This window comes from Lelliottia wanjuensis (assembly GCF_030238365.1).
In the GTDB taxonomy this organism is placed as follows: domain Bacteria; phylum Pseudomonadota; class Gammaproteobacteria; order Enterobacterales; family Enterobacteriaceae; genus Enterobacter; species Enterobacter wanjuensis.
Genome location: NZ_JASSOT010000050.1, coordinates 49,864 through 65,478, shown reverse-complemented (window position 1 = coordinate 65,478; position 15,615 = coordinate 49,864). Strand labels below are relative to the sequence as shown.

Here is a 15,615-nt window from a genome sequence, read left to right as displayed (position 1 = left end):
TACGCGTGGCAGTCTGTTAATGCTCGGGCTGCATATATTCCTGGTGGAAATGCTCTTTGCTAAGAGGGCGAGAGAAGAGAAAACCTTGTCCATATTTCACCCCGTGGCGCAGCATAGTGGAGACATGGGTATAGTTTTCAACGCCTTCGATAATCACGTCGATATCGAGCTCATTGATGTAATCCAGCAGCAAAAACGTGTGATCGATATTCGCCGCCGCCAGGCAACTTCTGTCGAGCTTAATATAGTCCGTCGACCAGACGGCGAGCCGGGCTTTTAGCGTATCCAGGCCATCAATCCCATCCCAGGCAAGATGAATTCCGGCCTCACTGAGCTGCGCAAGGTTTTGCCTGACCGCATCGTCAGGGCAATCAACGCTGTCGGTAATTTCGAAAATGAAATGTCGTGGCGAGAGGTGATTTTGTTGCATCAGATGAATGGCACGTGCCGCGAAACCGGCGTCGTTCAACTGCACCTGCGAAATATTGAGAGTAAACAGCTGATACTCGCGCAGTGCCTGCGGCTGGCGGGCGATAAATTTAAACGCCTGCGCCATGACGTAGTCGCCCATCGGCAATATTCCGCCCGTCTCTTCCAGTTGGCTGATAAACAGATTCGGCGGCACGATATTGCGCCGGTGGGTGCCGCGCACCAGCACTTCGCCGCCAATACAGACGAAGCGCGAGAGATCGAAAATAGGTTGAATGACAAAATCGATGCCAGCATCGAGCCTGTTTTTTTCGACACACTGGACGACAAAATGTGTACTTTTTTCCATGCCAGCCTCATAGCCATAACGTTACCCGTTTAAAACGACACAAAGGACGTCAGACTTAAACGGGTGAGGCAAGATGGGAGCGGTCTGGCCTTAGCCTGCGAGGATTTTGTTTTTACCTGTTTTTTTCGCCTGATACAGCAACTGATCGGCCTGAGCGACCACGTCAGACAGCGACGCCCCACCCATTTTGCATAGCCCGGCGCTGAACGAAACCCGCAGATCGGCTTCACGGAAACTCCGCGTGTGCACTGAAATTCGCCACTTTTCGAGGTAACTTTGCGCCTTTTCCACCGAAACATCGCGGAACAGCACGGCGATCTCCTCGCCGCCGTAGCGATAGAGCGTGATATTTTCCAGGCCCCGCAAGCGTAACCCCAGCTCAGCGAGGGTTTTCAGCACCACATCTCCGACCGTATGGCCCCAGGTATCGTTGATTTTCTTGAAATTATCGACATCAATCATGGCGATATGGGTATTGGCCAGGCCGTTATAGCGTTCTGCATCGTTATCAAACGCGCGGCGATTAGCCAGACCCGTCAGCCCGTCCGTCAGGGCATCCTGGGCGATCTTTTCCTGCCGCTGCTGAGCGCTGTGGATCTCCTCGAACAGCAGTTCCTCAACGGCGGTCTGCTTGATCGTGCCATTTCTGATGCCGTTGGTGATACGCATGTAGATGGTATTCAACGCCGCGCGCAGCACCCACCAGCAAAATAAAAGAATGACCTGGGTGAGCACCATTCCATAGAGGACCTTGATGCTGCCATGGCGTACCAGCTGTTTCATCTCGCTTTCGGCAACTTCCTGGACGACAAACCACGCCTGCGGCCCGATGGTGCGATAAAAATAGTAATACCCGTTCAGAAAGAATTCGCCGCGAAAAGCATTCGCGTTGCGGGCGATGGCCTGAAGGGTGCTGTCCGCAATGTTATAACCGGGGCTTATGACCATCTGGCCCTCTTTGGTCATCACAAAGGTTCGGCTTTTCATCGGCGGGTAAGTGGCATTGAGGATCGCTTCGCTTTTTTCGGCGTCGAGATTGAGTGCCAGTACGCCGTCGTTCGAGCCGTCGACGCCGTCGATGACAGGGAGTGAAATCGTCAGTACGCGCTCTTTGTGGGTGAAAATATCGTTGGTCACGCTGTAATGGGCGGTGTCGGTGTCCTCAACGGCGATGCTGAACCACGGCTCTTTGCGCGGATCCCAGGTCTCTTTACTCTCGATATAGGGCAGGCGAGTGTAGTGACCGTCATTACTGGCATGAATGATTGAAACGGCATCCGGCATGATACGCAGACGTTCGATCAGCCAGTTCCTCAGCGCTAAATCGTCATGTTCTAAGGTACTGAATTTATGCTGATCCGCAGCGGTACGCGCCATTTCGCGCACAATATCTTCATAGCCGCTGAGGTATTTATTAAAAAACAGCGTGACGTTATTGATATAAAGCCGATTTTGTCTTTTACAGGATTCTTTAATATCAGCCCATTGTGCCAGCGTGATCAGGAAACAAACGATGACCAGAGTAATAGACAGGGCTGAAAAACAGATATTCAGCGGCTTTCGGAAATTCAAGCTCGTGATCACTGATGGCTCCGGGTTTTGACCAAATTAGCTGACATGGGACGCACACAAAAATTTATCGTAATAAACAATAAATTAACATTATTCGAGGGTACTCAGAGGATCGTACCTGCACCGTTTTTAATTGTCAAAGTCGATCGAATGTCTGTTATCGATCGATAAAAGCAATCACTATAATGAGGTAGAAATATAATTTCGGACTATGGTTTGGAGGAAGAAATAGGGAGTAATGGGAAATCATATTACCTGAAAGGCGGAAATAAAATTTCCCGTGCAAAATAATAATAGCGAGATTATTCGTTCTTCAGATCATATTCAATCAGCTTCCAGTTAACCGGATAACCATTCTGCCAGGGCATGGTGTCACCCTTTTTCACATTCACCACGTTGGTGACCGCCGGATTATCAATTTGCCAGTAGCCGCTTTGCGGGCAGGCATTTCCACTAGAACGTTTGATACCTAATGGGCTTCGCGAAGAGTTTGTTTGTGAACTGTAGGCTGAAACTGTAGCCATGGTGAGATTGCTACTATCAATTTTCATCATTAAGCGTCCATAATTTATACATCCCCTCTTTTAATGCGACAAAAAACAAACAGAACTTAACACTTCATTTTCATTATCTATTCATATAGTTATCGTGAATGGGTTTATATTGCAAAGCTCAGATCCATTCGCCACAATAGCCCTATTATTGGATGAAAGTTGAACAAATATGATCCCTCGCGTTTGCCGTTTTCTGTTTTGCCTCACCTTCTTACTGAGCGGTAGCGCCATGGCAGTGAACTGCCAGCGAGCCGTAACGCCGCTGGAAAATACCATCTGTAATAACGACAACCTGCACTGGCTCGACAGCACCTTGTCCGTGGTTTATCAGCAGGCGGTTCATCAGGAAGGGGTGGCAGGAAACGACAAAGAGTATCGCGACTGGGAAAAGCTGCTGGAAAAATGCACCACCGATACCTGCATTGAACGCGCGTACTACGCGGGGATCAGCGCGCTTTCCGATACCAATCGCGATTTCAAGTGGGAAGGAAAATGGTGGAACATGCTGGCGCCCAATATGAGCGGCGGGGTGATTCAGTTTAGCCGTAGCGCCCAGTGGAGCGAGACCCTCGATATCCGCGCATGGGCGGGTCTGAACAAAGATGAGTTCACCGCCGAGGCGCGCAAACTTTACGGGATGCTGGTGGTGGAGCGGGTGGTGGACACCACCAACTGCAAACTGCTGCTGATCCCCAAAAACGATGGTTCACTGCAGGTCTACAGCAACTCGGACTGGGGCTGTCGCATGTCGATGCCCGCCGGAGTGTTCCTCGACGGCGCGTACCAAATGGCGGAAAGCGATCCACGACCAAAAGCGACGCTGCTGACGCTGGGCATTTTTCCGGATGCGGCCCTCGACGACAAATTCCGTGCGCTGGTGGGCGACGATTACCAGAACTTCGTGAACAGCGCGAATGTTTATATTTATCAGGATGATATCGACAACATCGGTGCCCGCGTGATCTCCATGTGGGTGCAGGGCTCCGCCAACAAACGCACGGCCATCGTGATGTACACGCCGAAAGGGGAGATCTGGGCCGGGCGGATTTCACCCGCCAAAGAGGGTGGGCTGATGTTTAGTTATTACAGTACCGACGGCAGCGATCAGCGCAAAATGCCCCGCACGCTGGCGGGGTGGAAGTTGCGGTTTTTGGATGAGTAAGGTGAGCGGCTGGTTCTCCCAATTGGCTAAGCCCTTTATGGGGACGGTGGAATCGTTCCGTTCACTTTCGTTCCTCTGCTTCCGGTCTATCACTCTGCGGTGAACGTGCCAGGGTGGCTCAATCGCCACCACCCTGGCAACCCCGGCTCCCGGCAAAGAAAATCGCCGCTTCGCGGTGCCCTCAGCTTATTCCTTACGGCTATCGGGTCGGGCGCGATCCTGCATCCATGCAGGTCGCACCCTCTCGGCGCTTCCCTGCGCCTCGACCCGGCCTCCAGGAAACGCTTCGGCGATTTTCAGCCGGACTCACGATCCCTCAACCTTCTTAGCCGTCTGAATGTGGCACCGGTGTGGGTCCCCGCAGAAATCGGCGAACCGGAGGCCAGATGACAAGGGCTGGACGCCATGGATGGCGGCCAGAGGCGAAACGAGACAGGATGTCGAGTCGAGCCGACCGCAGGCAGATGGCCGGGAGGTGAGCGTAGTGCGAAGCACCGATTTCATGGCGGGGCGCGGGGATTGACAAGGGGGCCGCGCAGCCCCCTTGTCACGTTCACAGGTTATGAAGTGATTATATTCTGCTGAACATGAGGTGAACGGAACAATTCCACTAAGCTCATAAAAGGATTAACCGGCATGATTGCCAAACAGGATCTCACGACAACGTCCCCACAATCGTCAAATCACTATCATCCGGCACCTCGTTATACGACAACACATTCAAATTGCTGGCAAACAAACGCCCATAACGTGAAATCAACGGTCGCAGCTGCGGCGTCACCAGCAGCAGCGGCGGCATCCCTTTGGCTTTCATTTGCTCCTGAATGATCGGCATCGTGTTCTGCAGTTGCGTCAGAATGTTCGGGTCCACCGGGAAGCTATCCAGCGCCACTTTTCCGCCCTGCTGCGACTGATTCAGCGCTCCCAGCAGCATATTCTCCAGCGCGTTATCAATCGTGTAGGCCGACAGCTTCTGCCGGTCGCCATTGATGTTGTGAATAATCGCGCGACGCAGGGCATAACGCACATCGGAGGTCAGCAGGATCGGATCTTTGGTCACCGCCGAACTCTCCAGCAGCGTCGAAGCGATGGTCACGATATCTTTCAGCGACACCTGCTCCAGCAGCAGCTGGCGGTAAATTCGCAGCAGCAGGCTAAAGTTGAGGGCGTTCGACAGATCCTCGGCCAGCTTCGGCGCCTGTTGTGCCAGGCGGGAGTGCAGATGAGTGATGTCGTCGTAGTTAAACAGCTCCGGCAAATGCTCGCGCGCCACTTTGTTGACGTGCGTCGCCACCACGCTGGCGCAGTCCACCACCTGATAACCCAGGTTCAGCGCTTTGGCTTTCTGCTCCGGATCGATCCAGACGATCGCCATCCCGTAGGCCGGATCCGTATCCAGCACGCCGTCGATCTCGCCGTACAGCTCAGACCCCGGGATCGCCATCAGTTTTTCGGCATACACTTCCGCCAGCGCCGTGCGGATGCCGTTGATATAAATCGCGTATTGCGCGGGCTTCAGGCGGAAGTTTTCGCGGATGCGAATCTCCGGGAGCAGCACGCCGCACTGCTCGGACACCACCTGGCGCACCCCGCGAATACGCTGCGACAGCGGGCTGCCCTTGGCGGAATCAATCAGCGTCACCAGCTTGTACCCCAGATTCAGGCCAATCGGCTCGACCAGCGGAATACTTTCCCAGTTAATCGCGGGCGCGGCGTCCTGGCCCAGCGCGTCGGTGATCGCCTCGTAATCGGTCTCTTCCTCGGCGGGTTTAACCACTTTGCTCTGCCGCCAGGCGGCAAACAGCAGCAACCCGGTGAAGCACAGAAACGCGATGTGCGGCATGCCCGGAACAATCGCCAGAATAAACATGACGAATGCGGCGGTGTAGAGCACATGCGGTTTGGCGAGCAGCTGAGTTTTGATCTCGTCGCTGACGTCATCGCCGTCGCTGACGCGCGTCACGATAATCGCCGCGGCGGTCGCCAGCAGCAGGGAAGGGATCTGCGCCGCCAGGCCGTCACCGATGGTCAGCAGGACGTACTGCTGGAAGGCGTGGCTGGCATCGAGATCGTATTTGAAGATACCGATACAGATCCCGCCGATGACGTTAATCACCAGCACCATAATCCCGGCGATGGCGTCACCGCGGACAAACTTCGAGGCCCCGTCCATCGCGCCGTAGAAGTCGGCCTCTTTCGACACCTCTTTACGCCGGTCGCGCGCCTGTTTCTGGTTAATCAGCCCCGCATTCAGGTCGGCGTCGATCGCCATCTGTTTGCCGGGCAGGGCGTCGAGGGTAAAGCGCGCCGAAACTTCGGAAATACGCTCGGCCCCTTTGGTGACCACCACAAAGTTGATGATCATCAGGATGATGAAGACCACGAAACCGACGACGAAATCGCCGCCGATCACCACTTGTCCAAACGCTTCGATGACCTTACCGGCGGCGCCTTCCCCCTCGTGGCCGTGGAGCAACACCACGCGCGTGGAGGCGACGTTCAGGGTCAGTCGCATCAGGGTGGTGATCAGCAGGAGCGTCGGGAACACCGCAAAATCGAGCGGGCGCTGCATGTTCACCGCCACCAGCAGGACCGTCACGGCCAGCACGATGTTGAAGGTGAACAAAATATCCAGCATCAGCGGGGACAACGGCAGCATCACCATCGCCAGCACGCTGAGCAGCAATATCGGCACGCCGATGCGGCCCTGACGGAGAATGGCAAGCATCTGCTGCGACTTACTGTTCGCCATGGGTTTTTAATACCTCTTTTGGAATGTTGATCTGCCTGTTCAGGCTCGGTTTGGCCTCAAGCTGGCCGGTGCGCCAGGATTTGAGTTGCATGACGTAGGTCAGCACGTGCGCAATGGCGCGAAAAAGCTGGGCCGGGATCTGCTGGTTCACGCGCGTGGAGTGGTACACCGCGCGCGCCAGCGGCGGAAATTCCACCACTTCAATCTGATGCTGGCTCGCCACTTCGCGGATGTAGAGCGCGATATCGTCAACGCCTTTCGCCACGATGTAAGGCGCTTCGGCTTTGTTCGGGTCGTATTTCAGCGCCACCGCGAAGTGGGTTGGGTTGGTGATGATCACGTCCGCTTCTGGCACGGTGCGGTTAATCTGGCCCATCGCCATCTGGCGCAGGAGCTGGCGGATGCGCCCTTTGATCTGCGGGTTACCGTCGTTATTCTTGTACTCTTCCTTCACCTCTTGCTTGGTCATGCGCATCTTTTTGGTGAACATGAATTTGGTCAGCGGCACGTCGAGCAGGGCAAAAATCACAATCACTGAAATAAAGTAGATCAGCACATGGTGAAAAATGCCGAAACCGGCGTGGATCGCCTGGTTGAGGTTGAGCTTCTGCAGATGCAGCAGCGGGTTCAGCGAGCTGTGCACCATCGAGTAGAGCACCGCCAGAATCACCCCGCACTTGAGCATCATCTTGCCGACTTCAACGAAATGGCTGGCGGCGAACATGCGCTTGATGCCGCTGATGGGGCTGATTTTTTTAAAGTCCGGCTTCAGCTTCGACATCGTGAAAATCCAGCCGCCGGGGATCAGACTCGCCACAATACAGGCCAGCGGAATCGGCGCGAGGGTGGCGATAAACCGCAGGATCACCGAGACGTTGAGCATCAGAAACTGGCTCAGCGCGCCGCTGTCGTCCAGCCGCCCGGCCATCATGCCGACTGAGGTAAAGGACTCGCTAATCAGCTGCTGGTAATAGGGAAAAAAGCTGCTCAGGGTAATAAACGAGGTCAGCAGCCCCACCGCCATGGTCAGGTCTTTCGAGCGCGGCAGATCGCCCTTTTCCCGCGCTTTGCGCAGTTTCTGGGGGGTGGGTTTTTCGCTCTTATCTCCGCCCTGGGCCATCAGTGGCTCCTTACGGCTTCGAGCCTGGCCAGAATTTCATTGGTCAGGTTGAGATAGTGGTCGGGAATATTGGTCATCATCATCGAAATACAGAGCAGGCCAAACAGCATGCTGATAGGAAAGCCCAGCGAGAACAGGTTCAGGGTGGGTGAAATACGGTTCAGCAGGCCAAACCCGCCCTGCACAATCAGCATCACGAAGGTGGTGGGAATGGCGATTAAGGTCGCTGCGGACATGATCCAGCCCAGACTCTGGACGATTAATAATAATGTTGGCTTATTAATCGCCTGGCCGATGGGCCACCAGACAAAACCTTTAAACAGGATCGTCACCACCAGCAGATGCCCGTCCATGATGAAAAACAGCAGGCCGCAGAAGGTGTAAATAATCTGCGAAATCACGGTGGTCGAACTGCCGTTGACCGGGTCGTTCATCATCGCCATCCCGAGGCCCATATTCATCGACAGAATATGTCCGGCGGTCTGCAGGGCGACAAACACCAGATGCATCGCCATGCCAAACAGCATGCCCCACAGCATCTGCTCGCCGATGAGCAAAATGGTGCGCACCGACAACAGCCCGGTGAGCAGCACTTTTTCCGGTAGCATCGGGGTGATGATCACCGACAGCGCCAGCGCGAGGGCGGCTTTGATGCGTTTGCTAAAGGCGCGGTTGTCCAGCACCGGACAGAAGTGGATAAACGCCAGGATGCGCACAAACGGCAGAACCAGCGCCATCAGCGGGTTAATCAGGGTATGAATATCAATGCCCATGGCCGTCAGCCTACCAGCGCCGCCGCCTGGTGAAAGATATTGACGGTAAAATCGACCAGCTGGGTCAGCATCCATTTGCCGCCCACGATCAACACCGCCAGCGTCACCAGCAGACGCGGCAGAAAGCTCAGGGTCTGTTCGTTAATTTGCGTGGTCGCCTGGAAAATACTGACGCACAGGCCGACGATCAGGCTCGGAATAATGGCCACCGCCGAGATAATCAGCACCAGTTTGATGCCGCTCGCCATGATGTCACCGGCAATATCCATCGTCACCATGGCTATATCCCTTGCACGCTGGAGGTGAGCGTCCCGACGATCAGCGTCCAGCCGTCGCAGAGCACAAACAGCATCAGCTTAAACGGCAGAGAGACAATCAGCGGCGAGAGCATCATCATCCCCATCGCCATCAGAATACTGGCGACAATCAGGTCGATGACCAGGAACGGGATGTAGATCATAAAGCCAATCTGGAAGGCGGTTTTCAGCTCGCTTAACAGGTACGCGGGAGTCACCACCGTCAGATCCTGCTCGCGCGGATCGCCCGTGACTTTGGCGATGTCCATCATCTGCGCCATCGCTTTATTGCTGGTCTGCGCCAGCATGTAGTGCTTGAGTGGCGTTTCCGCTTTACCGAGCGCCTGTTTCATGGTGATTTCGTCATTCTGAAACGGCACGATGGCCTCGTCGTAAATCGTGGTCCAGACCGGGCGCATCACCAGCAGCGTCAGGGCCAGCGCGATGCCGGTGAGGATTTTATTTGGCGGGCTTTGCTGCAACCCGAGCGCCTGGCGCAGGATCGCCAGCACGATGATAAAGCGCGTAAAGCAGGTCATCATCAGGAGCATCACCGGCAGCAGACCCAGGAGGGTCATCATGATCAGGATTTCAATTTTGACGTTGTAATCCTGGCCGCCGTCGGTGGTGGCCGAACTAAAGAGGGTGATATCGCCGTTGGCCGCAAACAGCTGCGGCGAGAAGAGCAGCCCGGCAATCAGCAGCGCGGGTGCTACGGCGCGAAGCAGCGGTTTCATCGCGTCAGTTCACCCAGTTCTTTGCTGTTGAATTCCAGAATGCGCAGGCCGTATTTGTCGTTCAACACCACCGCTTCGGCTTTGCCAAACAGAATGCCGTTCACTTTGATGTCCAGCGCTTCCCCGGCCATTTTGTCCAGCTCAATCACCGAATCGTGGTTGACGGTCATCAGCTCGGCCAGCGAAATCTCCACCGACGCCACTTCCAGCGTCAGGGTGACGGGAATGCGGCTAAAGAGCGCCATTTTGCGCAGGTCGTCGATGTCGTTCACGCTCGCGGGCTCTTCCTGAATATCGAGGCGGATATTGCCCTCAACGGTCTCTTCGCGCGGCATGTCGCCGAGGTTGAGATCGCTGAAATCCAGGGACTGGCTCAATTCTTGTTGCAGATCACTCATAAGGCTTCTCGATGGTTCTGTCGTTAAATCCACACAGGAATAACTTGCTGTGGTCTTCGGCAATGTTGGCGTCAAAAATCTGCTCTTTCCCGATATACACAGGAACGGGATCGTTGATGCTCATAGGGATAATGTCGCCCGGCTTAATTTTGGCGAGCTGGGCGACGGTCAAATTCAGGCTGGCGACCTTGCCGCTGAGTTTGAGCGGCAGGCTGTAAAACAGGCGCTCGATCTGCGAACGGTCCGGGGTGGCTTTCTTGCCTGCGGCGCTGTCCGTTGACGGGTCGCGCATGGTCATCAGCATGTGATCGACATGCTGGTTATCAAATAACAGGGTAAAGCTCCCGTGTTCATAACCTTCGAGACTAAAGGTCACACACCACGCCCATTGATTAATAATGGTGGTGTTGTCGCTCTTTATTTCCAGGTCCTGACCGAAAGTCTCTTTATCAATCAGCAGGCGCGTGAGATCGAGCCCAATTTTGGTTTTCAGGCGATCTTCTGTTTTCGTCACCGGCTGGCTGGTGTCCGGCAGAATATTGCCGCTCTCTTTTCCCAGACCATAATAGTCGTGAAGAATGTGCAGTAATAACGAGCGCTCAATGCTAAAGGCAATTGAACCCAACGGCGTGGAAAAGAGCTGCGTATTTTTATGCGTCTGGTCGATAGCAAAAATCATCGACTCCAGCGCGACATTCACCCGCAGTTTTTTAAGAAAATAGATGCTCAGTCGCGAATCAAAGATATCGAAGCTGTCATTCATCAACTTAGGTAATTTATGCCAGGGGCGACCAAGCTTGCTCACATCGAGCTTCACCATGTCGGGAATCGCCTGACGTTGGTAGATTCTGATTCGCTGAGGAGCTGCTTGCATAGTTCTTCCGCATAAAAGAGTGATGCGCGTTCAGGTTTATCAATTAAACAAAAACGCAAATCGTATCTAAAAAAATTTAAGTTTATTAAAACCGTGTCGCTATACGTTATCAGGAGGAAAAACCCGCCAGCGATAAATCCAGACGTGCACTGTTTTATTAGGGACAAGAATTAGACTCTTTTTAGGCGATCGGCACAAGATTGTCGGGGTTATTAATTCCTTATTTAGCAGGCGCAGATTAAGATTAATAACTTTTGTAACTTCATGATATGTATGGATTAATATTTTAATACCCATTAAAAACAAGACTTCTCACCCCCCGCCGTTATAATGCGCTTCAGTCATAAATTCAGATGCTCTCATGTATCCAGTGACTTTCGTAACCCATATCGAACTTATGCATTTATAAATATCCACGCCGCGTGGCGGAATATCTGTGCAGCAGTTTCAGGTTAATGAATTGATTAAATTGTTGGTGAGTTGTTATGAGTATTGTTATTGAACATGAAGCCCGTAATGAAAATGGATTTGTTGCCAGCGCGCCAGAAAGCGTCAATGTATTTTCATTAGCGCGTCGCGTGGCTAAATATAATGTATCGGTACTTATTACTGGCGAGACCGGAACAGGTAAAGAGTGTATCTCCCGCTATATTCATGAGAATGCATTAGGTGCAGATGCGCCTTATGTTGGTGTGAACTGTGCGGCGATTCCGGAAAGCATGCTCGAAGCGATTTTATTCGGCTACGAAAAAGGTGCCTTTACCGGCGCGGTCACCGGCGTGGCCGGGAAATTCGAACAGGCCAACGGCGGAACCTTATTGCTCGATGAAATCGGCGATATGCCCTTGGCCCTGCAGGCGAAATTATTACGCGTCTTGCAGGAGCAAGAAGTTGAGCGTCTGGGCAGCCATAAACGTATTCCGCTGGATATTCGTCTGGTCGCCTCCACCAATAAAGATTTGCAGCAGGAAATTGCCGAAGGGCGTTTTCGTCAGGATCTGTTTTACCGTATTTCGGTGGTGCCGATTCATATCACCCCGCTGCGCGAACGTCGTCAGGACATTATTCCTCTGGCCCTGCGTTTTATTGCTAAATATAAAGCTTTCCACAAAGGCAATATTCGCCTCAGCGACGAAGCGCGCCACGCGCTGCTGGCCTACGAGTGGCCGGGCAACGTGCGCGAGCTGGAGAACGTCATTCAGCGCGGCATGATTCTGAGCAACGGCGAAGAGATCACCGCGGTCGATTTCGGCCTGCCGGTGATGATCCCCACGGTCGACATGCCCGACCTCGACGTGATGCCCGCCTACCGCGAGCAGCAGAGCGCGGCCAGCGCGATGAGCAACGTCAAGCTTCATGGCCGGATGGCGGAGTTCCAGTACATCCTCGAACTGCTGAAACGCCACAACGGCAACAAATCCAAAACGGCGGCTTTTTTGGGAATCACCCCGCGCGCGCTGCGCTATCGCCTGGCGTCGATGCGCGAAGAAGGCATTGATGCCGGTTGCTACTCGTAACGGCAGAAGAGACATCACCCATGGACAAAATTTCCGCTATCGGACTCCAGGCAAGCCAACAGGCAATGCTTAGCAAAATGCACAACACCGCCGCGATGGCCGCGTCTGGCGTGAATCAGGGGCAGATGATCGCCCCCGGCGCATCGTTCCCGGAAGTGGCGGGCGCAGGTAATCTCTCCTTCTCACAGGTGCTCAACAACGCCATTGATAACGTCGATGCGGTGCAGCACTCCGCTGGGGCGAAGCAAAAAGCGATTGAAATGGGACAGAGCGACGATCTGGCTGGTGCGATGATTGAATCGCAGAAGGCGAGCGTCGCCTTCTCCGCCATGATGCAGGTTCGCAACAAACTCACCACTGCGCTCGACGAAGTGATGAATACTCCGCTCTAAGGTCTCCTCCGTGCTGAATAAGTTAAAAGAAAAACTCTCCTCTATCCCGTTCCCTGCCGGGCGGCTGAAACCCCAGTGGCTCATCACCGCAGGCGGTGTGCTGCTGGTGGGGGCGATCGTCTTCTCCCTGTGGCGCAGCAATCAGGGCTATGTTGCCCTGTACGGCAGCCAGGAAAATATTCCTGTGGCGCAGGTAGTGGAAGTGCTGGGCGCCGAGGCGATTGCCTATCGCATCAACCCCGACAACGGGCAGATTTTGATCCCGGAGAACAAACTCCCGCGCGCGCGCATGGCGCTGGCGGCGAAAGGCATTACGGCGGTGACGCCGGACGGCTACGAGCTGATGGACAAAGAGGAGATGCTCGGCAGCAGCCAGTTTATCCAGAACGTCCGCTACAAGCGCAGCCTCGAAGGTGAACTGGCGCGCAGCATTATGGCCCTGGACCCGGTCGAAAGCGCCCGCGTGCATCTCGGCCTGAGCGAATCCAGCTCGTTCGTGATGACCAATAAACCGCAGAGCAGCGCCTCGGTGATGCTGCAACTGCGCTACGGCAAACATCTGGATGAGCAGCAGGTTGCCGCCATCGTCCAGCTGGTCGCCGGAAGCGTGCCCGGCCTGCAGGCCAACAGCGTGCGCGTGGTCGATCAGGCGGGGAATCTGCTGTCGGAAAACGGCCTGCAGGGCACCACCAATATGGCCAGCATCCGCCAGGGGCGCGATGTGATTGAGCGAATCAAACACGAAACCACCAGCAACATCGCCGGGCTGCTGACGCCGCTGTTTGGCAGCGAAAACTACCGCATCAGCGTCACGCCGTCCGTGGACATGAGCAGCGTGGAAGAGACGCAGGAGCGCCTCGGGAAAGAGCCGCTGGTGAGCGACGAGAACATCTCCCGCGAAAACACCACCAACGAGCTGGCGATGGGCATTCCAGGTTCACTGAGCAACCGCCCTGTGACCGCTCCCGCCGCCGGTGCAGCACCTGCCGCCGCGCAACAGCAAACCACCCAGACCCAGACCAGCGATCCGCGCTCGCTGACCAACCGCACCCAGGAGCAGCGCAAGTTCGCCTTCGATCGCGATATCCGCCACATCCGTCATCCGGGCTACAAGCTCGAGAAGTTGCGCGTGGCGGTGGCCCTGAATCAGGCGGCACCGTCGCTGGCCTCCATGACGCCAGAGCAGCTCGCCACCCTGACGCGCCTGGTGGAAGACGCCGCCGGTATTGAAAAAGATCGCGGTGACTCCCTGACGCTGGACCGCCTGACCTTTGTCGATATGACGGTCGACGGCCTGCCGGTGCTGAAATGGTGGCAAGACCCGTCCATTCAGTACTGGGGACAAACGGGCGGCATCGGTCTTCTGGCCCTGCTCACCCTGCTGTTCGGCGTGCGTCCGCTGGCGCAGCGCCTGGGTCGCCGCGAACCGCTTGAGGCTGAAGCCATCGAAGCGAAAGCGCACGACGACGCACCGGAAAATGATCTGGTCACCACCGAAAACGGCCTGACCGGCTTACCAGGACCTGCGTTTAATCAGGATAGCGAATTGCCGCCACTCAGTTCTGGCCTTGAAACCAAGGTGGAATACCTGCAGATGCTGGCGGAAAACGAAACCGAACGTATGGCTGAAGTACTGAAACAATGGATCAACAGCAATGAGCGAACAGCTAATAAACAAGAGCAGTAAAAGCAGCGTCAAAAGTGGACGCAGCCGCCTCGAACAGGCCGCCATTCTGTTGCTCAGCGTGGGCGAAGAGGCCGCCGCGAAGCTGATGCAGAAGATGAACCGCGATGAGGTGATCCTGCTCAGCGATACGATGGCCCGTCTGCACGGCGTGAAGGTCGACCACGCGCGCTATGCGATGAACAACTTCTTTGACGATTACCGCGAGCAGAGCGGGATCAACGGCGCGTCGCGTAGCTATCTGCGCAGCATTCTGGAGAAAGCGCTGGGCGGCGAAATCGCCAGCAGCGTGATCAACGGCATCTACGGGGACGAGATCCGCCACCGCATGGCGCGCCTGCAGTGGGTCGATGTCCCGCAGCTGGCGGCGCTGATCGAGCAGGAGCACCTGCAGCTCCAGGCGGTGTTCCTCGCCTTCCTGCCGCCGGACGTCGCGGCCAGCGTGCTCAGCGCGCTGTCGCAGGAGCGCCAGGATGAAATCGTCTGGCGCATCGCGCGCCTCGACGACGTCAACCGCGACGTGATTGACGAGCTGGACCGCCTGATCGAGCGCGGCGTGGCGGTGCTGTCCGAGCACGGCTCGAAAGTGGTCGGCATCAAGCACGCGGCCAACATCGTGAACCGTATTCCGTCCAACCAGCAGCAGCTGCTGGATCAGCTGCGCGAGCGTGATGCGGGCGTAGTCGATGAGCTGGAAGAGGAGATGTACGAGTTCTTCATCCTCAGCCGCCAGACGCCAGCCACGCTGCAGCGCCTGATGGAAGAGATCGCCATCGAAGAGTGGGCGGTGGCCCTGAAAGGCACCGAGCCGGTCCTGCGCCAGACTATTTTCAACGTCATGCCGAAGCGTCAGGTGACGCTGCTGCAATCCACCACCACGCGTCTGGGGCCGGTTCCGGTCAGCCGCGTCGACCATGTGCGTAAAGAGATCATGGCCACCGTCCGCCAGCTGGCGGAAGAGGGTGAAATTCAGGTGCAGCTGTTTGCCGAACAGACCATGGAGTAA

15 protein-coding genes are annotated in these 15,615 nt (G+C 55.3%); 5 read left to right on the top strand and 10 right to left on the bottom strand.

The window, feature by feature from the left end; translation table 11 throughout:
- Positions 1 to 16: 16 nt before the first annotated feature.
- The 3 genes from QQF33_RS05755 to QQF33_RS05745 form a co-directional block, all read right to left on the bottom strand.
- A complete protein-coding gene (locus QQF33_RS05755) occupies positions 17 to 778 on the bottom strand; it encodes an EAL domain-containing protein (RefSeq protein ID WP_285150596.1) in 762 nt (253 codons plus the stop codon).
- Between the two features lie 90 nt (positions 779 to 868).
- Positions 869 to 2,155, bottom strand: a complete 1,287-nt coding sequence (locus QQF33_RS05750; RefSeq protein WP_285150595.1) for a sensor domain-containing diguanylate cyclase — start codon at positions 2,153 to 2,155, stop codon at positions 869 to 871.
- A 497-nt stretch (positions 2,156 to 2,652) separates the two neighbouring features.
- Complete coding sequence (locus QQF33_RS05745; RefSeq protein WP_282494811.1) at positions 2,653 to 2,904, bottom strand: hypothetical protein; 252 nt, start codon at positions 2,902 to 2,904, stop codon at positions 2,653 to 2,655.
- A gap of 229 nt (positions 2,905 to 3,133) precedes the next feature.
- Here QQF33_RS05745 and QQF33_RS05740 point away from each other — a divergent pair, with 229 nt between their 5' ends.
- On the top strand, positions 3,134 to 4,066 hold the full coding sequence (locus QQF33_RS05740) for a lysozyme inhibitor LprI family protein (RefSeq protein ID WP_285150594.1): 933 nt from the start codon (positions 3,134 to 3,136) through the stop codon (positions 4,064 to 4,066).
- A 655-nt stretch (positions 4,067 to 4,721) separates the two neighbouring features.
- Here QQF33_RS05740 and QQF33_RS05735 read toward each other — a convergent pair.
- From QQF33_RS05735 to QQF33_RS05705, 7 genes are read right to left on the bottom strand one after another with little or no spacing between them, the layout of a single operon-like run.
- Complete coding sequence (locus tag QQF33_RS05735) at positions 4,722 to 6,818, bottom strand: flagellar biosynthesis protein FlhA (protein WP_282494809.1); 2,097 nt, start codon at positions 6,816 to 6,818, stop codon at positions 4,722 to 4,724.
- Complete coding sequence (gene flhB / locus QQF33_RS05730; protein WP_390888462.1) at positions 6,805 to 7,941, bottom strand: flagellar biosynthesis protein FlhB; 1,137 nt, start codon at positions 7,939 to 7,941, stop codon at positions 6,805 to 6,807. The genes QQF33_RS05735 and flhB overlap by 14 nt, the downstream gene beginning before the upstream one ends.
- The gene (fliR, locus tag QQF33_RS05725) at positions 7,938 to 8,711 is read right to left on the bottom strand and encodes a flagellar biosynthetic protein FliR (protein WP_282494807.1); all 774 of its coding nucleotides are present in this window, start codon (positions 8,709 to 8,711) and stop codon (positions 7,938 to 7,940) included. Before fliR ends, flhB begins: the two co-directional genes overlap by 4 nt.
- 5 nt (positions 8,712 to 8,716) lie before the next feature.
- Entirely contained in the window at positions 8,717 to 8,989 is a 273-nt protein-coding gene (gene fliQ / locus QQF33_RS05720) for a flagellar biosynthesis protein FliQ (protein ID WP_282494806.1), read from the bottom strand.
- 2 nt (positions 8,990 to 8,991) lie between these two features.
- Positions 8,992 to 9,744, bottom strand: coding sequence for a flagellar type III secretion system pore protein FliP (gene fliP / locus QQF33_RS05715; protein WP_282494805.1), 753 nt, complete (start codon positions 9,742 to 9,744; stop codon positions 8,992 to 8,994).
- Entirely contained in the window at positions 9,741 to 10,142 is a 402-nt protein-coding gene (locus tag QQF33_RS05710; protein ID WP_282494804.1) for a FliM/FliN family flagellar motor switch protein, read from the bottom strand. The genes fliP and QQF33_RS05710 overlap by 4 nt, the downstream gene beginning before the upstream one ends.
- Positions 10,135 to 11,016 carry a FliM/FliN family flagellar motor C-terminal domain-containing protein gene (locus QQF33_RS05705; RefSeq protein ID WP_285157529.1) on the bottom strand — a complete coding sequence of 294 codons (882 nt, stop codon included), beginning with the start codon at positions 11,014 to 11,016 and terminating at the stop codon, positions 10,135 to 10,137. The genes QQF33_RS05710 and QQF33_RS05705 overlap by 8 nt, the downstream gene beginning before the upstream one ends.
- A 485-nt stretch (positions 11,017 to 11,501) precedes the next feature.
- On the opposite strand from QQF33_RS05705, the gene QQF33_RS05700 reads away from it, so the two are divergent.
- From QQF33_RS05700 to QQF33_RS05685, 4 genes are read left to right on the top strand one after another with little or no spacing between them, the layout of a single operon-like run.
- Positions 11,502 to 12,533, top strand: a complete 1,032-nt coding sequence (locus QQF33_RS05700) for a sigma-54 interaction domain-containing protein (RefSeq protein WP_282494802.1) — start codon at positions 11,502 to 11,504, stop codon at positions 12,531 to 12,533.
- Between the two features lie 20 nt (positions 12,534 to 12,553).
- A complete protein-coding gene (gene fliE / locus QQF33_RS05695; RefSeq protein WP_285145921.1) occupies positions 12,554 to 12,925 on the top strand; it encodes a flagellar hook-basal body complex protein FliE in 372 nt (123 codons plus the stop codon).
- Positions 12,926 to 12,935: 10 nt separating this feature from the next.
- Positions 12,936 to 14,612, top strand: a complete 1,677-nt coding sequence (gene fliF, locus QQF33_RS05690) for a flagellar basal-body MS-ring/collar protein FliF (RefSeq protein ID WP_285157528.1) — start codon at positions 12,936 to 12,938, stop codon at positions 14,610 to 14,612.
- The gene (locus QQF33_RS05685) at positions 14,581 to 15,615 is read left to right on the top strand and encodes a flagellar motor switch protein FliG (RefSeq protein ID WP_282494799.1); all 1,035 of its coding nucleotides are present in this window, start codon (positions 14,581 to 14,583) and stop codon (positions 15,613 to 15,615) included. The genes fliF and QQF33_RS05685 overlap by 32 nt, the downstream gene beginning before the upstream one ends.

What these genes read in the sequence shown, in the direction of transcription:
- QQF33_RS05755 (WP_285150596.1), bottom strand. Translation starts at nt 778, where the DNA reads ATGGAAAAAAGTACACATTTTGTCGTCCAGTGTGTCGAAAAAAACAGG.
- QQF33_RS05750 (WP_285150595.1), bottom strand. Translation starts at nt 2,155, where the DNA reads ATGGCGCGTACCGCTGCGGATCAGCATAAATTCAGTACCTTAGAACAT.
- QQF33_RS05745 (WP_282494811.1), bottom strand. Translation starts at nt 2,904, where the DNA reads ATGATGAAAATTGATAGTAGCAATCTCACCATGGCTACAGTTTCAGCC.
- QQF33_RS05740 (WP_285150594.1), top strand. Translation starts at nt 3,134, where the DNA reads ATGGCAGTGAACTGCCAGCGAGCCGTAACGCCGCTGGAAAATACCATC.
- QQF33_RS05735 (WP_282494809.1), bottom strand. Translation starts at nt 6,818, where the DNA reads ATGGCGAACAGTAAGTCGCAGCAGATGCTTGCCATTCTCCGTCAGGGC.
- fliR (WP_282494807.1), bottom strand. Translation starts at nt 8,711, where the DNA reads ATGGGCATTGATATTCATACCCTGATTAACCCGCTGATGGCGCTGGTT.
- fliQ (WP_282494806.1), bottom strand. Translation starts at nt 8,989, where the DNA reads ATGGTGACGATGGATATTGCCGGTGACATCATGGCGAGCGGCATCAAA.
- fliP (WP_282494805.1), bottom strand. Translation starts at nt 9,744, where the DNA reads ATGAAACCGCTGCTTCGCGCCGTAGCACCCGCGCTGCTGATTGCCGGG.
- QQF33_RS05710 (WP_282494804.1), bottom strand. Translation starts at nt 10,142, where the DNA reads ATGAGTGATCTGCAACAAGAATTGAGCCAGTCCCTGGATTTCAGCGAT.
- QQF33_RS05705 (WP_285157529.1), bottom strand. Translation starts at nt 11,016, where the DNA reads ATGCAAGCAGCTCCTCAGCGAATCAGAATCTACCAACGTCAGGCGATT.
- QQF33_RS05700 (WP_282494802.1), top strand. Translation starts at nt 11,502, where the DNA reads ATGAGTATTGTTATTGAACATGAAGCCCGTAATGAAAATGGATTTGTT.
- fliE (WP_285145921.1), top strand. Translation starts at nt 12,554, where the DNA reads ATGGACAAAATTTCCGCTATCGGACTCCAGGCAAGCCAACAGGCAATG.
- QQF33_RS05685 (WP_282494799.1), top strand. Translation starts at nt 14,581, where the DNA reads ATGAGCGAACAGCTAATAAACAAGAGCAGTAAAAGCAGCGTCAAAAGT.